10 protein-coding genes are annotated in these 12,485 nt (G+C 72.9%); 9 read left to right on the top strand and 1 reads right to left on the bottom strand.

Annotated features, from left to right (window positions below):
- Nucleotides 1-115 precede the first annotated feature (115 nt).
- Together ABEB17_RS16260 and ABEB17_RS16265 are read left to right on the top strand one after the other, a co-directional pair.
- Nucleotides 116-3,268 carry an Rne/Rng family ribonuclease gene (locus tag ABEB17_RS16260; RefSeq protein ID WP_345717773.1) on the top strand — a complete coding sequence of 1,051 codons (3,153 nt, stop codon included), beginning with the start codon at nucleotides 116-118 and terminating at the stop codon, nucleotides 3,266-3,268.
- A gap of 204 nt (nucleotides 3,269-3,472) precedes the next feature.
- Complete coding sequence (locus tag ABEB17_RS16265; protein ID WP_345717774.1) at nucleotides 3,473-6,397, top strand: M36 family metallopeptidase; 2,925 nt, start codon at nucleotides 3,473-3,475, stop codon at nucleotides 6,395-6,397.
- 42 nt (nucleotides 6,398-6,439) lie between these two features.
- Here ABEB17_RS16265 and ABEB17_RS16270 read toward each other — a convergent pair whose 3' ends face one another.
- Complete coding sequence (locus ABEB17_RS16270) at nucleotides 6,440-6,793, bottom strand: DNA polymerase ligase N-terminal domain-containing protein (protein ID WP_345717775.1); 354 nt, start codon at nucleotides 6,791-6,793, stop codon at nucleotides 6,440-6,442.
- A gap of 217 nt (nucleotides 6,794-7,010) precedes the next feature.
- Between ABEB17_RS16270 and rplU the strand changes: the two genes are divergently transcribed.
- The 7 genes from rplU to ABEB17_RS16305 all read left to right on the top strand — a co-directional run bounded on the left by rplU (nucleotide 7,011) and on the right by ABEB17_RS16305 (nucleotide 12,483).
- The gene (gene rplU, locus ABEB17_RS16275) at nucleotides 7,011-7,319 is read left to right on the top strand and encodes a 50S ribosomal protein L21 (protein WP_345717776.1); all 309 of its coding nucleotides are present in this window, start codon (nucleotides 7,011-7,013) and stop codon (nucleotides 7,317-7,319) included.
- Between the two features lie 46 nt (nucleotides 7,320-7,365).
- A complete protein-coding gene (gene rpmA, locus ABEB17_RS16280) occupies nucleotides 7,366-7,620 on the top strand; it encodes a 50S ribosomal protein L27 (RefSeq protein WP_345717777.1) in 255 nt (84 codons plus the stop codon).
- A gap of 116 nt (nucleotides 7,621-7,736) precedes the next feature.
- Nucleotides 7,737-9,269 carry a GTPase ObgE gene (gene obgE, locus ABEB17_RS16285; protein WP_345717778.1) on the top strand — a complete coding sequence of 511 codons (1,533 nt, stop codon included), beginning with the start codon at nucleotides 7,737-7,739 and terminating at the stop codon, nucleotides 9,267-9,269.
- 19 nt (nucleotides 9,270-9,288) lie between these two features.
- Nucleotides 9,289-10,425, top strand: coding sequence for a glutamate 5-kinase (gene proB / locus ABEB17_RS16290; RefSeq protein ID WP_345717779.1), 1,137 nt, complete (start codon nucleotides 9,289-9,291; stop codon nucleotides 10,423-10,425).
- Nucleotides 10,426-10,460: 35 nt separating this feature from the next.
- A complete protein-coding gene (locus ABEB17_RS16295) occupies nucleotides 10,461-10,832 on the top strand; it encodes a hypothetical protein (RefSeq protein WP_345717780.1) in 372 nt (123 codons plus the stop codon).
- Nucleotides 10,833-10,855: 23 nt separating this feature from the next.
- Nucleotides 10,856-12,112, top strand: a complete 1,257-nt coding sequence (locus tag ABEB17_RS16300; protein WP_345717781.1) for a glutamate-5-semialdehyde dehydrogenase — start codon at nucleotides 10,856-10,858, stop codon at nucleotides 12,110-12,112.
- A gap of 2 nt (nucleotides 12,113-12,114) precedes the next feature.
- Nucleotides 12,115-12,483 (top strand): MmcQ/YjbR family DNA-binding protein, encoded by a 369-nt coding sequence (locus ABEB17_RS16305; RefSeq protein ID WP_345717782.1) that lies wholly within the window; start codon nucleotides 12,115-12,117, stop codon nucleotides 12,481-12,483.
- Nucleotides 12,484-12,485: the final 2 nt, after the last annotated feature.

A 12,485-nucleotide genomic window follows, 5' to 3' on the forward strand; every position in this document is an offset into this window, starting at 1 on the left:
CTGGGCGCAAACACCACGACTTCCGTCGTGACCGCACCCGCGGCGCGACGACGCGACCCGCCCCGTGCGGCGCCGGAAAGTGTGGACGGCGCCCGGGGCCGACGGGAGTACCCGGATGAGCGAGACCACACCTGAGCAGAACGCAGGCGCAGCGGACGACGGCGCGGGCGGCGCGCCCGACGCGCCCACCGCCAAGAAGGCGGCGCGCAAGCGCGCACCGCGCAAGAAGGCCACCGCGCCGGCCCAGCCCCCGGCGAGCGCGCCGACCCTGGACGTCGACGTCCAGGCCGACGCGCCGGCCGACGCACCGGCCGACGCACCGGCCGACGCACCGACGGACGCCCCCAGCGACGCCGAGCAGCCCGCCACCCCGGTGAAGAGGGCCGCGCGCAAGCGCACGGCGAAGGCGACGGCCGCCAGCGCGCCCGCGTCCGAGGTTCCGGGCGACGCCCCGGCAGGAGCCACCGCCGCTGAGCCGGCCGCCGAGCCGTCCGCCGAGCCCGCGAAGAAGACCGCGAAGAAGGCGGCCAAGCGGACCAGCAAGAAGGCCGCGAAGGCGACCCAGCCGGCCGCCGAGCTCGCGCCGACGCAGGACGAGGCCGTCGCCCTCGTCGAGCCGGACGAGACCGACGAGACCGACGAGACCGATGAGTCGGCCGAGGCCGAGGCGGCTGCCGCGGTGGCCGCGACCGCCGGGTTCGGTGGGTTGCTGTTCCAGGCGCCGGACCCGTCCGCCGCACCCGCCCCGCGCTCTCGTCGACGGGCCTCGTCCCCGGCTGGCCCGCCGACCAGCCACCCCACCATCGAGACCGAGTCCGGCCCGGCGACTCCGGCGACTCCGGCGACTCCGACCGGCCCGGGCGGGGCCCCGGCTGGCGACCCCGCCCAGCATGTCGCCATCGAGGACGAAGCCGAGGCGGAGCGTCCCGAGGGTGACGAGACGGGCGCGGGTCAGCAGGGCGACGACACCAGCGAGGGCGGCGGTCAGCGCAAGCGCCGCCGTCGTGGTGGCCGCGGACGCCGTGGCCGCACCGAGGGCGGCGACGCCGACGGTTCGGGTCAGTCGGGTGCGCCCGAGGCCGGCCAGGACGGCTCGACCGCCGACGCCCCCGACCCGGCGGAGAAGTCGGGCCGCAAGGCTCCCGCCAAGGACGCTGAGAAGGACGCCGACAAGGACGCCGAGGACACCTCGAACGGACCGGCGGACGGTGACAGCGAGGACTCCGACGAGGAGGGCGGCTCGGCCTCCAGCCGTCGACGCCGTCGTCGTCGCCGTCGCGCCGGCTCTGGGGACGACGCCACGGACGACCCGCCGGGCACCGTGACCAAGGTGCGCCAGCCGCGCACCTCGGACGACCAGGTCGCCTCGGTCAAGGGCTCGACCCGTCTCGAGGCCAAGAAGCAGCGTCGCCGGGACGGTCGCGAGGCCGGTCGCCGCAAGCCCGTGATCACCGAGTCCGAGTTCCTCGCCCGCCGCGAGAGCGTCGACCGCACCATGATCGTGCGCGAGCGCGCCGGTCGCACCCAGATCGCCGTGCTCGAGGACGAGGTGCTCGTCGAGCACTACGTGGCCAACGAGACCAACGCGTCGATGATCGGCAACGTCTACCTCGGCCGGGTGCAGAACGTGCTGCCCAGCATGGAGGCCGCGTTCATCGACATCGGCAAGGGCCGCAACGCCGTGCTGTACGCCGGTGAGGTCAACTGGGACGCCGCCGGCCTCGAGGGCCAGCCCCGGCGCATCGAGGTCGCGCTGAAGTCCGGCGACTCGGTGCTCGTGCAGGTCACCAAGGACCCGATGGGTCACAAGGGTGCCCGGCTCACCAGCCAGATCTCGCTGCCCGGCCGCTACCTCGTGTACGTGCCGAACAGCTCGATGACCGGCATCTCGCGCAAGCTGCCCGACACCGAGCGGGCTCGTCTCAAGAAGATCCTCAAGGCCGTCGTCCCCGAGCAGGCCGGCGTCATCGTGCGCACCGCCGCCGAGGGCGCCAGCGAGGCGGAGCTGCAGCGTGACGTCGAGCGGCTGACCGCGCAGTGGGAGGCCATCGAGAAGAAGTCGAAGTCGTCGGCGGGCGGGTCCGCGCCGAAGCTGCTGCACGGCGAGCCTGACCTCACGGTCCGGGTCATCCGCGACGTCTTCAACGAGGACTTCAACAAGCTCGTGGTCAGCGGTGCTTCGGCCTGGGACGTCGTCCAGCCGTACGTCGACTCCGTCGCCGCCGACCTCGCCGAGCGGGTGTCGAAGTGGACGTCGGAGGACGACGTGTTCGCGGCCCACCGCGTGGACGAGCAGCTCGCGAAGGCGATGGACCGCAAGGTCTGGCTGCCGAGCGGCGGCTCCCTGGTGATCGACCGGACCGAGGCCATGACCGTGGTCGACGTCAACACCGGCAAGTTCACCGGCGCCGGCGGCAACCTCGAGGAGACCGTCACCCGCAACAACCTGGAGGCAGCGGAGGAGATCGTCCGCCAGCTCCGGCTGCGAGACATCGGCGGCATCATCGTCGTGGACTTCATCGACATGGTGCTCGAGTCCAACCGCGACCTCGTCCTGCGCCGTCTGCTGGAGTGCCTGGGCCGCGACCGCACCAAGCACCAGGTCGCCGAGGTCACCTCGCTGGGTCTGGTGCAGATGACCCGCAAGCGCGTCGGACAGGGCCTGCTCGAGGTGTTCAGCGAGTCGTGCGAGCACTGCAACGGCCGCGGCATCATCGTGCACGCCGACCCCGTGCAGTCCAAGAGCAACGGCAGCAAGGGCGGCGGTGAGTCCGACAAGGGCGACAGCGGTCGCGGGGACAGCGGCCGCGGTGACAGCGGTCGGGGGGAGAGCGGGAAGGGTGACGCGAACCGCGGCGCCAAGGGTGAGGGTTCCGGCCGCTCGCGCCGCGGTCGGGGCAAGGGCCAGGACGCCGAGCCCGCCGCACCGGCCCAGCCGCCGGCGCCGCCCCGCCAGCCGATCCCGGCCGGACTCGTCGCCTCGCTCGCACACCACCACGACCACGAGCACCCCGAAGGTGAGCAGGTCGAGGCCCAGGCTGCCGAGGCGCAGCCTGCCGAGGCGCAGCCCGACGCACAGCCTGCCGAGGCCCAGCCTGCGGACGTCCAGGCCGTTGAGACGGAGGGGCAGTCTGCCGAGCAGTTTCCGGTGGCTGAAGAGACTCCGGTGGCCGAGGCGCCGGTGACGCAGGCTCCTGTGGCGAAGGCCCCCCGGCGGCGTCGTCGGGCGTCCGCTCCGGCCGGTCCGCCGGTCGCGACCACCGACTGAAGCGGTCCACCCAAGATCGCGGTGAGCACGCGCCCCCTGTGGCGCGTGCTCGCCGCGATCTTGCGCGTTGCGCCACAGGGAAGATCCTTCGCGGATCCCGCTATTGGGATCTCTTGCACGCAAGCCTCCATAGTGTAACTATTCGGGCGGTTCGACCGTTCCGGGACCCACCCGGCGCGGAGACCTTCTCGAATGGGGGCGGGCATGAGGCCTGCAGTTCGGCATCGCAGCACGATCCTCGTGGCGACGGGAGCGTTGGCCGTCAGCACGGTCCTCGTCCCCGGCGTCGCGGCCGCAGCAGGTTCTCCCGGGCCCGCGTCGCCCTTGTCCAGCGGCGCCTCGACCGCGCTGGGCAAGGCGGCTTCGGACGGTGACGTCGACGTCCGCGTGCCGAGCACCCGCGTCCAGCGCAACGTCGCCACCCAGCGCGAGGCCAAGGCCGCTGCCCGCACGGACGTCAAGAAGCTCCGCTCGTCGCTGGGCGGTCAGGGCGTCCTGGATGTCGACGCCCTGACCGGCACACCGCGCCAGGTGACCAAGGTCGACGGCTTCCTGACCGGCCCGAGCCGGACCGCGGCCAAGGACGTCGCGCTGGGCTACGTGCGCACCAACTCGGGCGTCTTCCGGCTCTCCGCGGCCGACCTCGAGCACCTGACCCTGACCCGGGACTACGTCGACGTCGCCGGCACCCACCACCTGACCTGGCAGCAGACCGCCGGTGGCCTTAGCCTGTTCGGCAACGGGCTGAAGGCGAACGTCGCCAAGGACGGTCGACTGATCAGCGTCCTCGGCTCCCCGGTCCCCGGCCTGTCCGCCCCGGCCACGCTCTCCGGCCCGGACCTGGCCAGCGCCAGGTCGGCCATCGGATCCGCCCGCAAGGACCTCGGTGAGCGCTCGCTGACCCCGGCCAAGGGCGACGAGGCGACCCCGGTGCTCTTCCAGTCACCGGGCGGCACGCGCCGGGCCTGGCAGGTCGTGACCATGGGCGCGGACAGGCCGTCCCTGCACGTCCTGGACGCCGAGACCGGGCGCACGCTGTACCGGATCTCGCTCAGCTCGGACGCCAACGCGCCCGCTGCCAAGGCGAAGCCGGCCACCGCCCTGGTGTTCGAGAACTACCCGGGCGCCCCGAAGGGCGGGACGGCCAAGAAGGTCGACCTCAGCGCTCCCGGCTGGCTCGCCGCCGGGTCGGTGTCGCTGTTCGGCAACAACGCGCACACCTACACCGACGTGAACGACGACAACGCGGCCGGCGCGGCGGAAGAGGTCACCACGCAGGGCGCGAACAGCTTCCAGTTCCCGCTGGTCCGCGCGTTCCCGGCGGACGAGCCGCCGTGCACCTCGTGGATCTGCACCTGGGACCCGGGCACGGCGCGTTCGTGGGCGGCCAACCGGCAGCGCACGGCGACGAACAACTTCTTCCTGGTGAACAAGTACCACGACCACCTGGCGGCCAAGCCGATCGGCTTCACCGAGGCGGCCGGCAACTTCCAGCTGGTCAACAAGAGCGGCCAGGGCCAGGGCGGGGACCCGGTGCTCGACGAGCCGCTGGACGGCGCGTCCACGGCCGCCGGCCTGCCGGACGCCGACCACATCGACAACGCCAACATGAGCACCCCGCCGGACGGGCAGTCCCCGCGGATGCAGATGTACCTGTTCCACGAGCCCGGCACCAGCTACCCGGACGAGGACCCGTTCATCGCGGTCAGCGGCGCGGACGAGGCCGACATCGTGTTCCACGAGTACACCCACGGCCTGTCCAACCGACTGGTCACCGACACCTCGGGCGCCGGTGCGCTGAACTCGGCGCAGTCCGGGGCGATGGGTGAGGCGTGGTCCGACTGGTACGCGTTCGACCTGCTGAACAACGAGGGACTGGCCAAGGACACCGCCAAGCCGGGCGAGGTCCGGGTCGGCGACTACGTCGGCACCGGCAACGACCTGATCCGCACCCAGCCGCTGGACTGCCCGGTGGGCGTCGTCGACGCCGCGTGCCCGGGCCGGCCGAACGCCGGAGCCGGCGGCTACACCTACGGCGACATGGGCCACATCAGCAGCCGCGGCGCCGAGGTGCACGCGGACGGCGAGATCTGGGGCGAGACGTTGTGGGACATCCGCACCGCCCTCGGCAGCAAGCTCACCGAGTCGCTGGTGACCCGCGGGATGGAGCTGTCGCCCCCCGAGCCCTCGATGCTCGACATGCGCAACTCGATCCTGCAGGCCGACCTGGTGCTGCACAACGGGAGCCACGCCAAGAAGCTCTGGAAGCTGTTCGCCACCCGTGGCATGGGCTACTTCGCGGGGACGACGAGTGCCAACGACACCGCTCCCGTCGAGGACTTCCAGGTCCCGCCGACGGGCACGCCGAACGCCAGCCTGAACGGCGTCGTCACCTCCGCGGGCCAGGGCACCCCCGTCCAGGGCGCGACGGTCGTCTTCGGCGGCCACGCCTCCGGCTTCGCCGGCGACCTCGCGGCCACGACGGACGCCACGGGTCACTACACGATCACCGGGTTCTTCCCGGGTCGCTACCCCGACGTGATCGCCGGCGGCCCCGGCTACCTGCCGCAGGTCAAGACGCTGTCGCTGCACCAGGGTCCGAACACGCAGAACTGGGCCGTGGTCCGCAACTGGGCCCAGTCGAGCGGCGGGGCGAGCATCACCGAGACCAACGACGACACGGGCGCACCGTTCGGGTGCGGGGCCGCGGCGCTGATCGACGGTTCGCAGGGCGTCGGCTGGTCCGCGTTCCTGCCCGAGGCCGGTCAGGACGTGCACGCCGTCGTCCAGCTGCCGGCGTCGGTCAACGTGTCGTCCGTGCAGGTCGACCCGTCCGGCACCTGTGGTGACGACATCTCGGCATCGACGGGTGACTACCGGTTCGAGACCTCCACCGACGGCACCACGTGGACGGTCGCGGCCACGGGTCACTTCACGCCGGCGCAGATCCACACGCTGGCCACCGTCCCGCTCACGGCGGGGTCGACGTCCGGCGTGCGGTACGTGCGGCTGGTGCTGCTCGGCACCCAGACCGGCGACTTCGGGGTCAACTGCACCACCGTGGTCACCTCGGGCTGCGTCTTCATCGACGCCTCTGAGCTGGTCGTGCAGGGCGTGCCGGCCGCCTAGCGGCCACGCGAGGACCAGCGGGGCGTGCCCGGCGCGAGAGCGTCAGGCACGCCCCGGCTGGTCCTTGGTCAGGTGCATCAACCAGTCGTCGCCCGTGTGGATCAGGGCGTAGCGGCGCTCGTCCCGCTGACCGTGCAGGACCAGCACGATGCGTCGCTCGTCGCGCGACTCCTGCTCCCACCAGCCGGTGTCGGCGATGGACTTGTCGGCGTCGGTGTACGTCAGGTGGTCCATGTCGTGGTCCGGGACGGCGACCGCCAACCGGTTCTTGGACGGCGAGTCCGGCAGGCCGCGGGGCAGCGCCCAGGAGCGCAGCACGCCGCCCTCCTCGAGCCGCAGGTCGAAGTGGTGGCGCGGCTTGTGGTGCTCGTGCAGCACGAAAGCGGGTCGGTCCACCCGCCCAGCCTGCCCGTTCAGCGCCGCGCGCGCCCGTCCTCGTCACCCTCGCGCAGGGGTGCTCGGTGGCCGGTTTGACCCGGACCCGGGGCCTCGCGGTATCCTGAGTGGTCGGCGCGCCACGTGCGCGCCTCCCCGAGCGTGTGCCAGTGCGACCCCGGTCGCTGCCGGTTGGTCGTGCCCGGTCCCCCCGAACGACGAGAGAAGTGAGCTTCAGGTGTACGCGATCGTCCGCGCTGGCGGCCGTCAGGAGAAGGTGTCCGTCGGCGACATTCTGGTCATCGACAAGATCGAGGGCAAGGCTGGTGACACCCTCGAGCTCGCCCCGCTCCTCCTCGTCGACGGCGCGACCGTGACCACCGACGCCAAGAAGCTGGCCAAGGTCAAGGTCACCGCCGAGTTCGTGCGGGCCGAGAAGGGCCCGAAGATCACGATCATGAAGTTCAAGAACAAGACCGGGTACCGCAAGCGCCAGGGTCACCGCCAGAAGCTCACCCGCGTCAAGGTCACCGGCATCGAGGCCTGAGCCCCGCGCTCGTCCTCACACACACCCAGAACAAGGCAGGCACCTCATGGCACACAAGAAGGGCGCGTCCTCCACGCGCAACGGTCGGGACTCCAACTCCCAGCGCCTCGGCGTGAAGCGCTACGGCGGCCAGGTCGTCGGTGCGGGCGAGATCATCGTCCGCCAGCGGGGCACCCACTTCCACCCGGGCGACGGCGTCGGCCGTGGCGGCGACGACACGCTGTTCGCGCTGGTCGAGGGTGCGGTGACGTTCGGTACCAAGCGTGGTCGCCGCGTCGTCAGCGTGCTGCCGCCGGCCTGACCGGCCGCACCAAGATCTCTCGCGAGGGGGTGGGCCGATGACGGCCCACCCCCTCGTGGCATGTCCAGCCCAGCCACCCAGCCCGTAAGGGCTCCGCACCACCCAGGAGGCCAGCGATGACGTCGTTCGTCGACCACGTCGTGCTGCACGTCTCCGCCGGGGACGGTGGGCACGGCTGCGCCTCGATCCACCGCGAGAAGTTCAAGCCGCTCGGCGGTCCGGACGGCGGGAACGGGGGCCGCGGCGGGGACGTCGTCCTCGTCGTCGACCCGAGCACCACGACGCTGCTGGACTACCACCACAGCCCGCACCGCAAGGCCGCCAACGGCAAGCCCGGTCAGGGCTCGCACCGCAGCGGCGCCGAGGGCGGCGACATCGAGCTGGCCGTGCCGCTGGGCACCGTGGTGAAGGACGCCACGGGCGAGGTGCTGGCCGACCTGGTGACGGCGGGCGAGCGCTTCGTCGTGGCCCGCGGCGGCCGAGGTGGCCTCGGCAACGCGGCGCTGGCCTCGGCCCGGCGCAAGGCGCCCGGTTTCGCGCTGCTCGGCGAGCCCGGCGACGGCGGGGACGTCGTCCTGGAGCTCAAGTCGCTGGCGGACGTCGCGCTGGTCGGCTACCCGAGCGCCGGCAAGTCCAGCCTGGTGGCGGCCATGTCCGCCGCGCGGCCGAAGATCGCCGACTACCCGTTCACCACGCTGGTGCCGAACCTCGGTGTCGTGCAGGCAGGCGACGTGCGGTTCACCATGGCTGACGTCCCCGGGCTGATCCCGGGCGCGAGCGAGGGCAAGGGTCTGGGGCTGGAGTTCCTGCGGCACGTGGAGCGCTGCTCCGTGCTGGTGCACGTGATCGACTGCGCCACGCTCGACCCGGGCCGCGACCCGCTCACCGACCTGGACGTCATCGAGGCCGAGCTCGCCGCCTACACGATCGACGAGACGCTCGGCGGCCGTCCGCTGCAGGAGCGCCCGCGGGTCATCGTGCTGAACAAGGCGGACGTCCCCGACGCCGTCGAGCTGGCGGACATGGTCCGGCCCGACCTGGAGGCCCGCGGCGTCGCCGTCCACGTCGTCAGCGCCGCCACCCACCAGGGCCTGCGCGAGCTGGGCTTCGCGCTCGCCGCGATGGTCCAGGCCGACCGGGACGCGCGAGTCGTCGACGTGGCCCCACGGATCGTGCTGCGGCCCAAGGCCGTCGACGACACCGGCTTCGTCGTGCACGCCGAGAACACCGCCGACGGGCCGCGCTTCCGGATCGTCGGCGAGCGCCCGCAGCGCTGGGTGCGGCAGACCGACTTCGCCAACGAGGAGGCCGTCGGCTACCTCGCGGACCGGCTGGCGCGGCTGGGTGTCGAGGAGGCGCTGTTCAAGAAGGGCGCCACCCCGGGCGCCGAGGTGCTCATCGGTGTCGGCGACGACGCCGTCGTGTTCGACTGGGAGCCCACGATGAGCGCGGGCGCCGAGCTGCTCGCCGGCCCGCGCGGCACCGACGTGCGGGTCTCGGGGGACGACGTCCGGCCCACCCGGGCCGACAAGCGCGAGGCCCTGGAGCGGCTGCGGGACGCCCGCGAGAGCGCCCGCGAGGAGCTCGCCGCCGAACGCAAGGCCGGCCGCTGGACCGACCCAGAGGCCGACCCCGTCGAGGACGCCTGACCATGACCGGCACGCGGCGATGAGCGGGTCTGCCGCGTCGCTGCGCGCCCGCGCGGACCTGCGCACGGCCGGGCGGATCGTGGTGAAGGTGGGCTCGAGCTCGCTGACCACCTCCGAGGGCAAGGTGGACGACGAGCGGGTGCTCGCGCTGGTCGACGCCCTGGCCGTCCGGCGCGCCGCCGGCACCGAGGTGGTGCTGGTGTCCTCGGGCGCGATCGCCGCCGGGCTAGACCCGCTCGGGCTGCCGAGGCGCCCCCGTGACCTGGCCACCCAGCAGGCGGCGGCCAGCGTCGGTCAGGGCCTGCTGGTGGCCCGGTACACGGCGGCGTTCGGCCGGCACGGCATCGGCGTCGGGCAGGTCCTGCTCACCGCCGAGGACGTGATCCGCCGCACCCACTACGTGAATGCCCGGCGCACCCTCTACCGGCTGCTGCAGCTCGGCGTGGTGCCCGTGGTGAACGAGAACGACACCGTGGCCACCGACGAGATCCGGTTCGGCGACAACGACCGGCTCGCCGCGCTCGTCGCCCACCTGGTGCACGCGGACGCGCTCGTGCTGCTCACCGACGTCGACGGGCTGTACGACCGGGCGCCGTCGAAGCCGGGCGCGCGCCGGATCGACGTCGTCGCCGGCCCGCAGGACCTGGCCGGGGTGTCGCTGGGCACCCCGGGCAGCCGGATCGGCACGGGCGGCATGGTGACCAAGGTCGAGGCGGCGTCGATCGCGACGACCGCGGGCATCGCCACGGTGCTCACGAGCGCGGCCCAGGTGGCGCCGGCGCTGGAGGGTCAGGACGTCGGCACCTGGTTCGCGCCGACCGGCTCGCGGCGGGCCAGCCGGCTGCTCTGGCTCGCCCACGCGAGCCTGGCTCGGGGGCGGCTCGTGCTGGACGACGGGGCGGTCGCGGCGGTGGTCGAGCGCCGCATGTCGCTGCTCCCGGCCGGATTGGTGTCCGTCGAAGGGCAGTTCGACGCCGGAGATCCGGTAGACCTGTGTGATCAAAAGGGTCACGTCGTGGCCCGCGGACTGGTGAACTATGGAGCGGGGGAGCTACCCGGCCTGCTGGGGCGCTCCACGCACGAGCTTGCTGCCGAGCTCGGACCCGCCTACGAGCGCGAGGTCGTCCACCGCGACGACCTGGTGCTGCTGCACTGAGCACGCCGAAAGGGCGTGCGATTGGGGAGGACCGCGTGGCGAGAGGCGTCGACGGCACATCGACGAGCGGACTGCCGCTGTGGCACGTCACGCTCACGGTGGCGGGGGAGGCGGTGACGGCCGCCGAGCTGCGCACGGGGCTCGAGCGCCTCGTCGAGGAACGGCCCTTCATGCTCGCCGTCAAGTACTCGGCCGACCGCGCCGAGCTGCGGTACTGGGACGAGGCCGAGGACGTCGACGACGCCGCGGCGCTCGCCCTGCGGATCTGGGGGGACCACCGGGCGAGCTGCGAGCTGCCGGCCTGGCGGGTCGTCGGCATCGAGGTGATCGACCGCGAGACCGTGCACGTGCGCGGCGTCGAGCGCCCGCAGACGCCGCTGATCGTCGCCGGCGTCGCCCCCTTCTGACCCGTCCCGCGTAGCCTGGGCGCATGGATGTCCTCGCGGCCTGCCGCAACGCGAAGCTCGCCAGTCGCGCCGTCCGCCCGCTGACCCGCGCCGACAAGGACGCGCTGCTGCTCGCGATGGCCGACGCGCTCGTGGACCAGACCGCGGTGATCGTGCGCGCCAACGACGAGGACGTCGCCCGTGGCCGCGCGGAGGGGCTGTCCGAGGGACTGGTCGACCGGCTCCGGCTGGACGACGACCGGGTCGCCGCCGTGGCCCAGGCCCTGCGCGACCTGGCCGCGCTGCCCGACCCGGTCGGCGAGGTGGTCCGTGGTGAGCGCCTCGCCAACGGCCTCGAGGTGCGCCAGACCCGGGTGCCGATGGGCGTCGTCGCGATGGTCTACGAGGCCCGTCCGAACGTCACGGTGGATGCCGCCGGGCTCGCCCTGAAGAGCGGCAACGCGGTGGTGCTGCGCGGTGGATCCGCTGCGGCGCAGTCGAATGCGGCGCTCGTCGCGGTGCTGCGGTCCGTGCTGTCAGACGCCGGACTGCCGCCCGACGCGGTCACCCTGATCGACGGCGGCGGACGCGAGGCGGTCAAGCACCTGATGACCGCGCGCGGGCTGGTCGACGTGCTGATCCCGCGCGGTGGCGCAGAGCTGATCCGCACCGTGGTCGAAGGCTCGACGGTGCCGGTCATCGAGACGGGGGTCGGCAACTGTCACGTGTACGTCGACGCCGCTGCTGACCTCGAGCGTGCCCTGGCCATCGCGCTGAACTCCAAGACCCACCGGCCCAGCGTGTGCAACGCGGCCGAGACGCTGCTGGTGCACGAGTCCGTGGCGGGCTCGTTCCTGGCTGCGGCCATCCCCGCGCTGGACGCCGCCGGGGTCACGTTGCACGGGGACTCGCAGACGGTGCGGGCCGGCCTGGCCGCCGGGATCGACGTCGTCGCGGCGGACGACGAGGACTGGGCCCGCGAGTACCTCTCGCTCGACCTCGCCGTCCGGGTGGTCGAGAGCCTGGACGACGCGATCGCGCACATCGACCGCTGGTCCAGCGGCCACACGGAGGCGATCGTCACCGACGACCTCACGGCGAGCCGCCGCTTCGTCGCGGCCGTCGACTCGGCTGCCGTCATGGTGAACGCCTCGACCCGGTTCACCGACGGCGGCCAGCTCGGCCTGGGCGCCGAGATCGGCATCTCCACGCAGAAGCTGCACGCCCGTGGGCCGATGGGCCTCGCCGAGCTGACCACCACGACGTGGGTGGTCACCGGCGAGGGTCACGTCCGGGACTGACCGTGGCGACCAACGACGACCTGGGCCGCATCGCACTGGCCCTGCCCGAGGCGGAGCAGACGCCGGGCGACCCGCTCTTCACGGTGCGCGGCAAGCAGTTCGTCTGGACGTGGCGCGAACGGGTGCACCCGAAGAAGACCAAGGTGCCGCGCCCCGACGTCCTCGCGGTGCGCGTCCCCGACCTGCCGGACAAGGGCGCCCTGATCGCCAGTGACCCCGAGGCGTTCTTCACCGAGCCGCACTACGACGGTTACGCGGTCGTGCTGGTGCGACTCCCCGTCGTCGGCGTCGACGCGCTGACCGAGGTCGTCACCGACTCGTACCGGTGCGTGGCGCCGCCCGGCCTGGTGCAGGAGCTGGCGGCCGACTAGGT

The sequence above is a fragment of the Angustibacter luteus genome (assembly GCF_039541115.1).
GTDB lineage: Bacteria > Actinomycetota > Actinomycetes > Actinomycetales > Angustibacteraceae > Angustibacter > Angustibacter luteus.